The following is a 14,338-nucleotide window of genomic DNA, read 5'->3' as shown; positions in this document are numbered from 1 at the left end:
ATGGAAATTGGATTGCTACAATCAATTCTCCTCGGCATTATTGCTTTTATAGCGGGGCTTGACCTCTATAACGGCTTAACTCACTTCCACCGTCCGGTAGTACTCGGTCCAATCGTCGGCTTAGTCCTTGGCGATTTACAAACCGGTATCTTGGTTGGTGGTACATTAGAATTAGTATGGATGGGCTTAGCGCCACTCGCCGGCGCCCAACCACCAAACGTGATTATCGGGACTGTGGTCGGCGCAACCTTTGCGATTACCACCAAAACCGATCCAAAGGTTGCCGTCGGGGTGGCGGTGCCGTTTGCCATCGCCGTACAAATGGGGATCACGTTCCTGTTCTCGGTCATGTCTGCTGTGATGTCGCGTGTTGACAAAATGGCAGAAGAGGCCAACCTGAAAGGCATCGATTACGTCAACTACTTCGGCTTATTGGTATTGGGAACGTTCTACTTCTTCTGCGCTTTCCTGCCGGTTTACTTCGGTGCAGAACACGCCGGTAAAATTATCGAAATGTTGCCGAAAGAAGTGATCGACGGCCTGGGCGTTGCCGGTGGCATTATGCCTGCTATCGGGTTTGCTGTCTTGATGAAAATCATGATGAAAAACGTGTATATCCCTTACTTTATTTTAGGATTCGTCGCTGCCGCTTGGTTGCAATTGCCGGTCTTGGCAATCGCCGCCGCTGCGACTGCAATGGCAATTATCGACTATATGCGTAAAGGCACTGAAACCGTTGAAGTTAAAAAACAGGAGTTTGAAGATGGAATCTAAACTGAATACTCAAACAGCGACACAAAATGACGATGTCTATGAAGATCAAAGCATCGGTGCCGAACTGACAAAACACGATATCAATGTCATGGCATGGCGTTCACTGTTGCTGCAAGCCTCGTTCAACTATGAAAGAATGCAAGCAGCGGGCTGGTTATACGGCCTGGCGCCGTCACTGAAAAAAATCCACACCAATAAAGCGGACTTAAGTAAATCCATGAAAGGAAATCTGGGCTTCTTCAATACCCACCCATTCTTGGTCACCTTCGTCATGGGGATTATTTTGGCAATGGAACGTTCCAAACAGAACGTCAACAGTATCCAAAGTACCAAAATCGCAGTTGGTGCGCCGTTGGGCGGCATCGGTGATGCCATGTTCTGGCTGACCTTACTACCAATTTGTGGTGGTATCGGTGCCAGCTTGGCATTACAAGGCTCAATCATGGGTGCAGTTTTCTTCTTCGTGGTGTTCAATATCGTACACTTTGGTTTACGTTTCGGCTTGGCGCACTACTCCTACCGCATGGGGGTCGCTGCCATTCCGGTGATTAAAGCCAACACCAAGAAAGTCGGACATGCCGCTTCGATTGTCGGGATGACGGTTATCGGTGCTTTGGTGGCAACCTACATTCGCTTTAACACCACTTTGGAAATTACCGCTGGTGATGCCGTGGTGAAAGTGCAAGCTGATGTGATCGACAAATTGATGCCGGCATTCCTGCCACTGGTCTATACCTTGCTAATGTACTATCTGGTCAAACGAGGCTGGTCACCGCTACGCCTGATTATTCTGACTGTGGCCATGGGTATTATCGGACGCTTTGCCGGTTTGCTGTAACAAAATAATATCGACTTTGACTGGGGGATTTCCCCCAGTCTGTTTTAAGGAGTTTTACATGATTAGTATTATTGTGCTGGGACACGGTCGTTTTGCTTCCGGCATCCAATATGCCGTCAATCAAATTATCGGGGAACAGGATAATATCGCTTTTATTGATTTTCCAGAGAGTAAAAGCCCAGCCCAACTGAAACAAGAGATTCTGACCGCACTTGAACAATTGAATCATACGCGCGGCGTACTGTTTTGCTGCGATATCCTTGGTGGCTCGCCTTTCAGAACCGCATCACTAATTGCACAAGAATTACCGATTGCTGAAGTGATCACTGGCAGCAATCTGCAAATGCTGATTGAATGCAGCATGGAAAAAGATGAATTGGCATTTGCCGACTTAGTGGAATTAGCACTGAGTAGTGGCAAACAAGGAATCACCAAACTCAGTAACGAATTAAGCCAAAGTAAACAACGCTCTGTACAGCAAGAAGATGGAATTTAAAAGGATCGCTATTATGTCAACAAGAATCGAACGCTTAAAAAAAATTTGTAACCAACAAGGCATCATCAGCGCACTGGCGATTGATCAGCGCGGCGCCTTGAAACGGATGTTAGGCGACGACATCACCCCACAACAAATCAGTGAATTCAAAACCTTAGTTTCCCAGATTTTAACCCCGTATGCCTCCTCTATCTTATTAGATCCCGAATTCGGCTGGTCAGCCGCTGCTGCCAGAGACAGTGAATCCGGCTTAATGATGGCATATGAAAAAACCGGCTACGACAAAACCACCGTTGGGCGCTTCCCAGACTTAATTGACGACGTTTCAGTGCTGCGTTTAAAAGAAAAGGGCGCCGATGCAGTCAAGTTGCTGCTGTATGTTGATGTCGATGAGCCAGATTGCATTAATGATCGCAAAAAGGCCTTTGTCGAGCGTATCGCCTCTGAATGCAAAGCCGAAGAAATGCCGCTGTTCTTAGAAATTTTAACCTATGATGCCAATACCGAAGATGAAAAAGAGTATGCCAAACTGAAGCCGCGCAAAGTCATCGAAGCGATGCGCAGCTATGCCGATCCAAAATATGGCGTGGATGTGTTCAAAGTCGAAGTGCCGGTCAATATGAAATATGTCGAAGGCTATGCCAAAGACGAAGTGCTTTACAGCCAAGCTGAAGCCGCTGCTTATTTTGCCGAGCAAAGTGCGGTCTCACCACTGCCGTTTATCTTCCTCAGCGCCGGGGTCTCCGCTGAATTGTTCCAACAAACACTGGTTTTCGCCAAACAAGCCGGCTCCCATTACAACGGCGTGCTATGCGGTCGTGCCACTTGGGCAGACGGTGCCAAAATCTACAAAGCGCAAGGCAAAGCCGCCTCAATCGAGTGGTTGAAAACCCAAGGCATGCAAAATATTCAAGAATTGGATGAAGTGTTGCAGCAAAACGCCACCCCGATTTCATTCTAAATAACAAGGAGAAAAAACATGGCGATTATTCATACCCGAATTGATGGACGTCTGATTCACGGTCAAGTAGCTAATCTCTGGACTTCTTATCTTAATATTTCACGTATTATGGTGGTGGATGAAGTCGCCGCAAACAACGATATCGACAAAGCAGGGCTGCGTTTAGCCTGCCCTGCCGGTGTCAATTTAAGTGTACTGACCATTGAAAAAGCCGCAAAAAATATCAATGACGGACGCTACGATTCACAACGCGTATTACTGATCACCCGCAATCCTCAAACATTACTCGGACTTGTCGAACATGGGGTAACCCTAACAGAAATCAATGTCGGCAACATGTCGCAGACCGAGCATACCCGTTCCATAAAAAAATCCGTCAATATCACCGATAACGATATTCACGTATTCCAACAACTTTCTGCAAAAGGTATTTTTCTGACCGCACAAATGGTGCCCAATGAAGAAAAAATTGACTTAATGAAACTTTTATAAGGGGTACTAATCATGATTGAATGGTGGCAAATTCTATTAATTACCGTCTATGCCTTTTATCAAATCTTAGATGAACTGACCATTGTCTCCAGTGCCGGATCGCCGGTATTTGCCGGCTTGGTAACCGGGCTAATTATGGGCGACATGACAACCGGTCTGTTAATCGGCGGCTCAATGCAACTGACTGTGCTGGGTGTCGGCACGTTTGGTGGCGCCTCACGGATCGATGCCAACTCCGGTACGGTTATCGCCACCGCATTTTCGATTGCCGTCGGCATGGATCCACAACTGGCACTCACCTCCCTTGCCGTACCGATTGCTGCATTAATGGTCTACACCGATATTCTGGCACGAATGTCAAATGTGTTCTTCGCGCACAGAATCGATAAGAATATTAATGACCATGCCTATAGCGCTATCAATATCAATTATCTATGCGGTGCCATCGCATGGGGATTGTCACGCGCCCTGCCGATTTTCTTGGCATTAGTATTTGGCGGTCCATTGGTTGAAGCATTAGTTTCTGCGATGCAGTCTGGTATTTTAAAAATTATCGCTGACGGTTTAACACTCGCCGGTGGCGTGCTACCGGCACTGGGTTTTGCGATTTTATTACGCTATCTGCCGACAAAACGCCATATTGCTTACCTGATTCTCAGTTTTGCATTAACCGCGATCCTCATTACACTGTTCGGCAATGTGGCTGCAATCGGCAACGCCTTAGACGGCTTGCTGCCAAGCTCACTTGGTCGCTCTTACAACAGCCTGCCAATGCTGGCAATGGCAGCTATCGGCTTTGCTTTCGCCGTAATGGTTTACCAACGCAGTGTTAATGACAACGACAGCAGCACTTCAGCCAAAAAATCCACATCCGCTACAGGAGAAATCGAAGATGACGAACTCTAATTCCAATAACACTGTCGGCAATCCGAAAAATTATAAATTGACTGATGCTGATTTTCGTCAAATCAACACTCGCAGCCTATTTTTCAACCAACTTGGTTGGAACTACGAGCGGATGCAGGGTTCCGGCTATCTTTGGATTATGTTGCCGCAACTGCGTAAAATGTATGGCGATAATTCGCCGGAATTGAAAAAAATGATGGTGATGCACAACCAATTTTTCAATACCAGCCCATTCTTCAACACAATTGTGAAAGGAATCGACTTGGCATTGGAAGAAAAAGAAGGCGAGAAATCGATTGAGGCGGTTGCCGGAATCAAATCCGGTTTAATGGGACCATTCGCCGCCATTGGTGATGCGATCTTCGGTTCGCTAGTGCCTGCCATTATGGGGGCAATTGCCGCTACGATGGCAATCGGCGGTAATCCGCTTGGGGTGGGGTTATGGGTAATGGTCGCCATCGCTACCATGGTATTCCGCTGGGTACAACTGAAAATCGCCTACCGCGAAGGAGTTAATCTTGTCACCACCTTAGGACATAAACTGAATGCTTTAACTAACGCCGCTACGGTATTGGGGGTGTTCGTCGTCGGGGTGATGTGTGCCACCATGGTAAATGTTTCCGTTCCGTATGTGGCGACCATCGGTGAAAAAGTCGTGTCTGCACAAGCTAACTTAGATCTTATTTTACCAAGATTAGTACCCGCATTAGTAGTCGGCTTTATCTACTGGCTGTTGGGACGACCGAAAATGTCGTCCAATAAAGCCATTATGATCATCATTGCCTTGTGTATTCTATTCTCTTGGCTCGGCATACTGGCAAAAGGCTAATCAACCGCACTTTGAAGACAAAGCACGCAGCAATGTGTGCTTTGTCTTTACCACAACCTTTGTTAATTGAAGTTAAAACCACGAGGGTAATATGTTAGAAGCGATTATTTTTGATATGGACGGTGTGATCATCGATTCTGAATTTTAAGGAGTAAAGTATGCCCTTTCAAATTGGCGAACACGATTTTCTACTGCACGGCAAGCCGTTTAAAATTATCTCCGGCGCAGTGCACTATTTCCGTATCGTTCCCGATTATTGGTACCGTACTTTGTATAATTTGAAAGCGATGGGGTGTAACAGCGTTGAAACCTATATGCCATGGAACCTACATCAACCACAGCCCGATCAATTCTATTTTGACGACAACGCCGATTTAGTCCGTTTTATCCAAACGACACAACAGCTTGATCTCTATGTGATTTTGCGCCCCTCGCCGTATATTTGCGCCGAATGGGAATTTGGCGGTTTACCTGCATGGCTGCTGAACATTCCAAATTTACGCCCACGCAGCAACACCCCTGAATTCTTAGCCCCAGTCAACGCCTATCTCCATCACCTATTGCCATTAGTTACGCCCTACCAGATCACACACGGCGGTAACATCATTATGATGCAAATCGAAAACGAATATGGTTCATTCGGCAACGACAAAGACTACTTGCGTGCGATCAAACAAATCATGCTAGACAACGGGGTCGATGTGCCACTATTCACTTCAGACGGCGCATGGCAAAATGCGTTGGAAGCTGGCGCATTGATTGAAGATAATATTTTGCCGACCGGTAATTTCGGTTCACGCAGCGATGAAAATTTAGACCAGTTACAGCGCTATTTCAGCCATCACAACCGCACTTTTCCATTGATGTGCATGGAGTTTTGGGATGGGTGGTTTAATCGTTGGAAAGAGCCGATGATTACGCGCGACGCCCAAGATCTTGCTGCTTGTAGCAAAGCCCTGCTCGACCGCGCGAGTATCAATTTTTATATGTTGCAAGGCGGCACAAATTTCGGTTTTTGGAACGGTTGCTCCGCACGCGGCGACACCGACTTACCGCAAGTAACCTCCTATGATTATGACGCCCCAATCCGTGAATGGGGTGAACCATCAGAAAAATTTTATCTGTTACAACAAGTGTTGCAACAATACCCTGATGCCAGCCCTATTTGTGATCCGATTTTACCGACCTTCACCGCCTATCCGGAACTTGAGCTGCAACAGGAGGTCTGTCTGTTCAGCACCTTGCATCACATCAGCCACCGTTACGACAGCAATCACACCCAAAATATGGAACAGCTGGGACACTACTATGGCTACATACTCTACCGCACTTATGCCGACAGTTACAGCCAAGATCTGAAACTGCGGATTTATCAAGGACGCGATCGCATTCAAGTGTTTAACGAACAACAAAAAATCGCTACCCAATATCAGCACGAAATCGGTAATGATATTATATTGCATACCCCACAACCACAGTTGCAATTGGATTTACTGGTGGAGAATATGGGGCGGGTCAATTATGGCGGCAAACTTCTTGCACCAACCCAGCACAAAGGCATCAGCGGTGGTGTGGTACTGGATCTACATTTTCACAGCGGTTGGCAACAATACGCATTAGATTTTACAAAACTACACCAGATTGATTTTAGCGGCTCCGTCAACGCCGCCAATCCGTCTTTCTATCGATTTACTTTAACCCTTGAACAACCACCGCAAGATAGCTTTATTGACACCAGCACACTTGGCAAAGGTGTAATCATCGTCAATGGAAAAAATCTGGGACGTTATTGGTCAGAGGGACCAACCTGCTATCTCTATCTACCGGCGCCATATTTACAGCAAGGCGACAACAGTATTATCGTATTTGAAACTGAAGGCGTACGCCCGACCGCACTTCGATTCAGCGATAAACCGATTTATAAAACCTTAACCAGCCAAAATTTATAATAACTATGGGAGAAAACATGAATATTATTTTAATCAGCCACGGTGAATTCGCTAAAATCTTACTGGAAACCGCTGAAATGATTCTCGGCAAAATCGAAAACGCCCAGAGCGTCTGTCTTTATCCACATGAAGGTAGCGACGACTTCAAACAAAAATTCGAACTGGCTTTAAGCCACACTAGCGGTAAAACGGTGGTGTTGTGCGACATCATGGGCGGTACGCCCTGTAATGTTGCGATGCACTACCTCGACCGCACTTCACTGTATAGCGGTATGAATTTACCGATGGTAATCAGCCTCGTGAGTGAGAACAATTGTGACGAGCTGATCGAAACTGCCCGTCAACAAATTTATGATGTAGCCGTGCAATTACGGCAGCTACAACAAGAAGATGATGAGTAACACCTATCCAGCGGTGTCGCCTATTCCTGCACAACAGCACACTTTTGTGCTTTCTTTTCGGCTCGACGGCGCTGAAAAAAATTACTCAGTTTTTCGCTGCATTGCTGTTGTAATACACCGCTGGTCACTTCAAGAAAATGGTTCATTTTATAATCATTAAAAAAATGAAAGCGTGAACCGACTGCGCCGGTTTTGTGATCACTGGCGCCAAATACCAAGCGTTTGATTCGACTGTGCAAAATCGCCCCGGCACACATCGTGCAAGGTTCTAGCGTCACATACAGCGTAGTATTGAGCAGACGATAATTTTGCAGCGCACTTGCCGCTTGTCGAATCGCTTCGATTTCAGCATGCGCAGTGGGATCGTGTTTTGAAATGGAAGCATTCCAGCCTTCGCCGATAATTTGCCCGAGCTCATCAACCAACACCGCACCCACCGGAATTTCGCCCAGCGATTCGGCATAATCGGCAAGCGCTAGCGCACGCTGCATAAAATATTGATCTTGTTCAAGTGCGGTCATGGAGATCTCAATTGGACTACTAACAAAAGACAAATATGAGATTTCTATAGTAAAAGTAGAGGCGGATTAACTATCCGCCCCTACTCTACTTATCAAAAATCTCGGTTAAAAATAAGAGGAATTACCCTTCTCTACGCCCGGTACGACGTGGTTTGCGGTCGAAACTTGGCTTGCCGCTGCGATCGTTGCGCTCTTGGAAACGATCATTGCCACGTCCACCACGGAAATCACTGCGTCCGCCGTCACGGAAACCACCTTCTCTTTTGCCACGAGCAAAACCACCTTTGCGTTCACCACGACCACCGAAACCGCCATCGCCTTTCACCTCTTCGACAAAGCGCATCTGCATTGGTTTATTCAGCACTCGAGTTTTACCAAAATGTTGTAACAACTCTTTCGGCATATCTTTCGGCAATTCGATTGTCGAGTAGTCATCGTGCAGTTTGATGTGTCCGATATAACGGCTGTCAATGTCGCCCTCGTTAGCGATTGCGCCGACAATATGTTTCACTTCTACCCCATCGGCACGCCCGACCTCGATACGGTATAAATCCATCGGGGTTTGTTCGCGTGCCGGACGGCCACGATCATCACCGCGCGCATCACCACGTCCACGTCTGTCACTCGAACGTGGATTTTCTTGACGCTCACGACGGGCTTTAATCACCGGATCCGGTGGCAGAATCAGTTTTTGTTTACCTTGCAGCAACATCATCATCGCAGCAGCCAAATCTTCATGATCTTGATCGGCGGTAAACATATCTTCCAGCAAACTGCGGTATTTTTCTAGGTCATGGTGCTCCAGCTGGGTAGAAATTTGTTGCTTAAATTTCTCACGACGGCAAGCTTCCAACGTTTTGTGATTCGGCAATTCGACTTCATCGATCTGCTTTTTCATCAAGTGTTCAACATTACGCAGCAGACGTCTTTCACGCGGTTCAACAAATAACAACGCACGTCCGGCACGTCCGGCACGACCGGTACGCCCAATGCGGTGTACGTAAGACTCTGCATCCAACGGAATATCGTAGTTGACCACCAGACTGATGCGCTCAACATCCAAACCGCGCGCCGCCACATCGGTCGCAATCAAAATATTCAGCCGTCCGTTACGCAGACGATCTAGGGTTTGCTCGCGCAGTTGTTGGGTCATGTCGCCGTTCAATGCTGCTGCGCTATGACCGTGTTTTTCCAACAGTTCGGCAATATCCAAAGTTGCGGTTTTGGTGCGCACGAAAATAATCGCTGCATCAAAATCTTCCACTTCCAAGAAGCGCAACAACGCTTCGTTTTTACGCACCCCGTTGACATACCAACAGCTTTGGGTGATATCCGGCAGCGTTTGTTGCGATGCCTGAATTTTCACTTCTTGCGGGTCACGCATAAAACGACGGGTAATGCGGCGAATCGGTTCCGGCATCGTGGCAGAGAAAAGTGCGGTTTGGTGCTGTTCCGGTAGTTTGCTCATCACCTCTTCGACATCGTCGATAAAGCCCATACGCAGCATTTCATCCGCTTCATCCAGCACCATAAAGCGCAATTCGGACAAGTTCAGGGTGCCACGACGAATGTGATCCAAAATCCGTCCCGGCGTACCCACCACCACTTGTGAACCTTGGCGCAAGGCACGCAGCTGAATATCATAACGTTGTCCGCCGTACAGGGTGACGATATTCAAGCCTTTGATGTTTTTACTAAATTGTTCGCAGGCATCGGCTACCTGAATCGCCAATTCGCGAGTTGGCGCCATCACCAACATTTGCGGCGTACGAATATCGGCATTGATCTGAGCCAACAGCGGTAATGAAAACGCAGCGGTTTTGCCGCTACCGGTTTGCGCCATGCCCAGCACATCACGGCCGTTTAGCAAGTGCGGTATACAAATTTGCTGAATCGGTGACGGATTTACAAATCCCATAGCCGTTACAGCGGAAATCAATGACTCAGGCAAGCCCAAATCGTTAAAGGTTAAAGTAGTTTGTTCTGTCATTTTTTACTCAATAGTAGAAAAGCGGCTTATCATGTTAAGACCGCAGATAGTGATAAATTGTTGCGTGATAGAATGCGTCCGGTACGACATCCTGCACTGGGGCAGATTCGCACCGCTGAGAAATGATTCACCTTAATACCATTTTGCCGAATAATTGATGCAATCCGGCGGCAACGAAATCGGTGATAAAACAATCCCAATCAAGACGGTTTATTAACTTAGTTCGTATCAAATACAACCGCTAATGTTCGATCTCACTCTTGCACATTATTCAAGCGTAAATGTGAAAGTTCGAACAGGGCAAAACGATACTCAACAAAGTTAAATACTTGATTGGCCATAGCCAACTTAAACAAAGCTGTCGCTTCGTCAACCTTCCCCAGATTGAGTTGTTGTTTTGCAAGATAAAAATAGGTTTCAGTTAAAATTTCGGCATATTGCGGCGAATACGGCACGGCAAAATTATCAATTTTCTTCTGTAATTCTGCGTAAGACAATTCACCTAAATAGTAATGAACGATATTGGTGCCCCAAAATTCATTGGACAATCCTTTCGCCCGTTGTGCCAAATTTTGTTTTGCTTCATAAGGCTTATATTTCAATTCATTCAAATATAACCACAAAGTGCGGTAAGGATCACTCGGATCCGCCTCATAAAAGGTTAAAAAGTCGCGTTGCGCTAGCCCGTGACGACCGACGTAATAGAAGTTTAGTGCGCGATTTAAATAAGCATATTCATAATTCGGATCCAGATGCAGCACCGCATTAAACGCATCTAAAGAGCCGTCATAGTCACCGTCCAACAAGAGGTAAAGCCCTAAATAATTATAAACCGCCGCTAACTTAGGTTGCAGCATCAAGGCTTGGGTAAAGTCATAACGGGCTAATCCCCATAATCCCAAGCTGTCATATAGTACTCCACGCTCAAAATGTAACGACGCTCGCTCATTTTTTGCCAAATTTCCGACCAGTAATACCTGGCTGATCCGTGCAATCATCACTTCTTGATCGAAATGCAGCAATGGATTTTGTTCAGCCAAGGTCACATTTTTGTCGGAAATCAGCGGAATAGTCGGACGCATTGAACATGCCGCCGCCAGCAATAAAAATGCCAGCACACAAAGTGATTTTGTGTAATTCATCATATTATTGGCGATTTTCATGTTCATAACCCTTGGATAAAAATTCAAGCTGCTTTGCTTATCTTATCGTAAATTTAGCAGCTTGAATATTTTATTACTCGGCGTCCGGCTCGGCAATCACTGCTTCGTCGGCTTGTCCCTGGTTGATGTCACGCATGGTCAAACGAATACGACCTTGGCGATCGATTTCAACCACTTTCACCGCAACTTCTTGCCCGACTTGCAGATAATCCGTCACTTTTTCCACACGTTCCGCAGCGATTTGGGAAATATGCACCAGACCTTCTTTGTTACCCACAATAGCGACGAATGCACCAAAATCAGCGATACGCGTGACTTTACCGGTGTAAACACGGTTCACTTCCACATCAGCAACGATGTCTTCGATGCGTAGCATCACAGCTTTGGCGGCAGAGTTATCGGTCGCAGCAATTTTGACGGTACCGTCATCGGCAATATCAATTGAGGTGCCGGTTTCTTCGGTCAATGAGCGAATCACTGCACCGCCTTTACCGATCACGTCTTTGATTTTCTTCGGATCAATTTTCATGGTGTGAATCCGCGGTGCAAAATCAGAAATATCGCCACGCGGCGCTTCAATCGCCTGCTCCATCACACCCAAAATATGCATTCTGGCACCTTTAGCTTGGTTCAATGCAATCTGCATGATTTCAGCGGTGATCCCTTCGATTTTGATATCCATCTGAAGTGCGGTCACGCCTTGTTTGGTACCGGCAACTTTGAAATCCATATCGCCCAAGTGATCTTCATCACCCAAAATATCGGACAAGACTACGAATTTATCGTCGGATTTCACCAAGCCCATCGCGATCCCGGCAACGGCTGATTTAATCGGCACGCCGGCGTCCATCAACGCCAAAGATGCACCACAAACCGATGCCATCGAAGAAGAACCGTTCGATTCAGTGATTTCAGAAACCACACGCACCACATACGGGAACTCTTCAATGCTAGGCATCACAGCCAATACGCCACGTTTTGCCAAACGACCATGACCGATTTCACGCCGTTTTGGTGAACCGATCATGCCGGTTTCGCCCACGGAATACGGAGGGAAGTTGTAGTGGAACAAGAAATGATCGGTGCGCTCACCGGTAATATCATCAATAATTTGCGCATCACGCTCAGTTCCCAAAGTAGCAACCGCCAACGCTTGGGTTTCACCACGGGTGAAGATTGCTGAACCATGAGTACGCGGCAACACGCCGGTGCAAATATCCAAGGCACGCACCGTATCGACGCTACGTCCGTCAATCCGTGGTTCGCCGGCTAGAATGCGGCTGCGTACCACATCACTTTCCAATGCGCCTAAAATATCGGCAATCACATTCTCATTGACGCTTTCATCTTCGTTGCTTGCCAACAATGCCACTGTGACTTCGGCTTTAATCGCATCAACTTGCGCATAGCGAGCTTGTTTTTCCGTGATACGATAGGCTTCGCCCAAACGGCTTTCCGCCAACGCTTTCACTTGGTTCACCAGTGCGGTATTGACCGCTGGCGCTTGCCACTCCCAACGTGGTTTGCCGGCTTCTTTCACCAATTGTTTGATATTGTCGACTACAACTTGTTGTTGTTCGTGACCAAACACCACCGCCGCCAACATTTGCTCTTCGCTTAAAATATCCGCTTCGGATTCCACCATCAGAACCGCTTTATCCGTTCCGGCAACCACTAAATCCAAACGGCTGTGCTTTTGTTCCGCCATGGTTGGGTTCAGCACGAATTGATCATTGATAAATCCGACACGCGCAGCACCGATTGGACCGTTGAACGGTACGCCGGACAATGCCAACGCTGCTGAAGCACCGATCATCGCCACGATATCCGGGCAAATTTGCGGATTGACCGAAACCACGGTGGCGACGATTTGAATTTCATTATAGAACCCTTCCGGAAACAGCGGGCGAATCGGACGGTCGATTAAACGTGCGATTAAGGTTTCGCCTTCAGAAGGACGACCTTCACGGCGGAAAAAGCCCCCCGGAATACGCCCTGCGGCATAGGTACGTTCTTGATAGTTAACCGTTAACGGGAAGAAATCCTGTCCGGCTTTCACTTCTTTTTTCGCTACCACAGTCACAAAAACCGAAGTATCGTCCATGCTCGCCATCACGGCAGCTGTTGCCTGACGCGCCATCGCACCGGTTTCCAGAGTTACGGTATGCTGACCGTATTTAAATTGTTTAACAATTGGAGTCACGAGATTTTCCTTTTAAAATAATTCATTAAATGATGCTCATCTCTTTATTGCGACTAGCAAAAATAATCTGCAATCGGGTTTAGAGTAGAAAAGAATGGGGATAAAAAATGGTTTTCACACAACCGTTTTAATAACGTAAAAGAGATCATTTTTGATAGCCGCACGCTGACAAAGAGTATAAGCCTGCTTATTATACAGATATTTTTTATAAGAATGCTAATACTTTATCCGAATCGGCAAAGATTCTCTTTATTCAGCCAAGCGCAAACCACGAAACTATCCCGTTAAGCACAAAACAATTTTTGATGTAAAAACGGCGCCATCGCCAAAATCACCGCCTGCACATACACGCTTTCACGACTGGCATTGCCGTTAGTCAGCAGGCTCATTGCACCGCCTTTTTGTTTGATATTTTCGGTTTGAAACACGCGATCCATAATGCTGCCTAGCTCGGTGTCCGAATTTAATTGTTGAAAAATCACATTAGGAATCGGCAGTTCGGCACTGCGCCCGACGGCAAACCGCACTTTATCGCTGATCACAACATAAGCGCAGGTCGCCGCACCATAATCAAAACGTTCGATTCCGGCTTCAATCGCCAGATAAAAATCTGCATTGGGTAACTGTTGCTGACAGAATTGCACCCGATTAACAGCGCCTTGCTTGGTTTCCGCCATACTCATCGGCTGTTCCGCCACGCCGGACTGGGACGGCATCGCCTCAAAACGCAAAGTGCGGTCTGGAAACAGTTGGCAGAAGGCGGTTTTGACCGCATTGACTTTCACCGGATTGGTCGAGGCAATCACAATCTGCAT

At 46.9% G+C, this 14,338-nt stretch carries 14 protein-coding genes; 9 read left to right on the top strand and 5 right to left on the bottom strand.

Annotated features, from left to right (window positions below):
* The 9 genes from agaW to FHQ30_RS02070 all read left to right on the top strand — a co-directional run bounded on the left by agaW (position 1) and on the right by FHQ30_RS02070 (position 7,646).
* Positions 1 to 774 (top strand): PTS N-acetylgalactosamine transporter subunit IIC, encoded by a 774-nt coding sequence (gene agaW, locus FHQ30_RS02110; RefSeq protein WP_132968144.1) that lies wholly within the window; start codon positions 1 to 3, stop codon positions 772 to 774.
* Positions 764 to 1,612: a PTS N-acetylgalactosamine transporter subunit IID gene (gene agaE, locus FHQ30_RS02105; protein ID WP_139611079.1), complete on the top strand. Its 849-nt coding sequence runs from the start codon at positions 764 to 766 to the stop codon at positions 1,610 to 1,612. Before agaW ends, agaE begins: the two co-directional genes overlap by 11 nt.
* 58 nt (positions 1,613 to 1,670) lie before the next feature.
* A complete protein-coding gene (gene agaF, locus FHQ30_RS02100) occupies positions 1,671 to 2,108 on the top strand; it encodes a PTS galactosamine/N-acetylgalactosamine transporter subunit IIA (RefSeq protein WP_139611078.1) in 438 nt (145 codons plus the stop codon).
* Positions 2,109 to 2,121: 13 nt separating this feature from the next.
* Positions 2,122 to 3,069 carry a tagatose 1,6-diphosphate aldolase gene (locus FHQ30_RS02095; RefSeq protein WP_139611077.1) on the top strand — a complete coding sequence of 316 codons (948 nt, stop codon included), beginning with the start codon at positions 2,122 to 2,124 and terminating at the stop codon, positions 3,067 to 3,069.
* A gap of 18 nt (positions 3,070 to 3,087) precedes the next feature.
* Positions 3,088 to 3,561, top strand: coding sequence for a PTS sugar transporter subunit IIB (locus FHQ30_RS02090; RefSeq protein WP_139611076.1), 474 nt, complete (start codon positions 3,088 to 3,090; stop codon positions 3,559 to 3,561).
* Between the two features lie 12 nt (positions 3,562 to 3,573).
* Positions 3,574 to 4,467, top strand: a complete 894-nt coding sequence (locus tag FHQ30_RS02085; protein WP_139611075.1) for a PTS mannose/fructose/sorbose/N-acetylgalactosamine transporter subunit IIC — start codon at positions 3,574 to 3,576, stop codon at positions 4,465 to 4,467.
* Positions 4,454 to 5,296 carry a PTS system mannose/fructose/sorbose family transporter subunit IID gene (locus FHQ30_RS02080; RefSeq protein WP_139611074.1) on the top strand — a complete coding sequence of 281 codons (843 nt, stop codon included), beginning with the start codon at positions 4,454 to 4,456 and terminating at the stop codon, positions 5,294 to 5,296. Before FHQ30_RS02085 ends, FHQ30_RS02080 begins: the two co-directional genes overlap by 14 nt.
* Positions 5,297 to 5,454: 158 nt before the next feature.
* Positions 5,455 to 7,245 carry a glycoside hydrolase family 35 protein gene (locus FHQ30_RS02075; RefSeq protein ID WP_139611073.1) on the top strand — a complete coding sequence of 597 codons (1,791 nt, stop codon included), beginning with the start codon at positions 5,455 to 5,457 and terminating at the stop codon, positions 7,243 to 7,245.
* A 17-nt stretch (positions 7,246 to 7,262) separates the two neighbouring features.
* Positions 7,263 to 7,646, top strand: a complete 384-nt coding sequence (locus FHQ30_RS02070) for a PTS sugar transporter subunit IIA (RefSeq protein WP_139611072.1) — start codon at positions 7,263 to 7,265, stop codon at positions 7,644 to 7,646.
* A gap of 20 nt (positions 7,647 to 7,666) precedes the next feature.
* Here the strand turns inward: FHQ30_RS02070 and tadA are convergent, their stop codons facing one another.
* The 5 genes from tadA to yjjX all read right to left on the bottom strand — a co-directional run bounded on the left by tadA (position 7,667) and on the right by yjjX (position 14,338).
* On the bottom strand, positions 7,667 to 8,167 hold the full coding sequence (gene tadA / locus FHQ30_RS02065; RefSeq protein WP_139611071.1) for a tRNA adenosine(34) deaminase TadA: 501 nt from the start codon (positions 8,165 to 8,167) through the stop codon (positions 7,667 to 7,669).
* A 121-nt stretch (positions 8,168 to 8,288) separates the two neighbouring features.
* Positions 8,289 to 10,157: a DEAD/DEAH box helicase gene (locus FHQ30_RS02060; protein ID WP_132968153.1), complete on the bottom strand. Its 1,869-nt coding sequence runs from the start codon at positions 10,155 to 10,157 to the stop codon at positions 8,289 to 8,291.
* A gap of 254 nt (positions 10,158 to 10,411) precedes the next feature.
* A complete protein-coding gene (gene nlpI / locus FHQ30_RS02055) occupies positions 10,412 to 11,320 on the bottom strand; it encodes a lipoprotein NlpI (RefSeq protein ID WP_267963805.1) in 909 nt (302 codons plus the stop codon).
* 73 nt (positions 11,321 to 11,393) lie between these two features.
* A complete protein-coding gene (gene pnp / locus FHQ30_RS02050; protein ID WP_139611070.1) occupies positions 11,394 to 13,523 on the bottom strand; it encodes a polyribonucleotide nucleotidyltransferase in 2,130 nt (709 codons plus the stop codon).
* A 284-nt stretch (positions 13,524 to 13,807) separates the two neighbouring features.
* Positions 13,808 to 14,338, bottom strand: coding sequence for an inosine/xanthosine triphosphatase (yjjX, locus tag FHQ30_RS02045; RefSeq protein ID WP_139611069.1), 531 nt, complete (start codon positions 14,336 to 14,338; stop codon positions 13,808 to 13,810).

The sequence above is a fragment of the Testudinibacter sp. 'clade 2' genome, assembly GCF_006227735.1.
GTDB lineage: Bacteria > Pseudomonadota > Gammaproteobacteria > Enterobacterales > Pasteurellaceae > Chelonobacter.
This window is presented reverse-complemented; position numbering and strand designations above follow the sequence as displayed.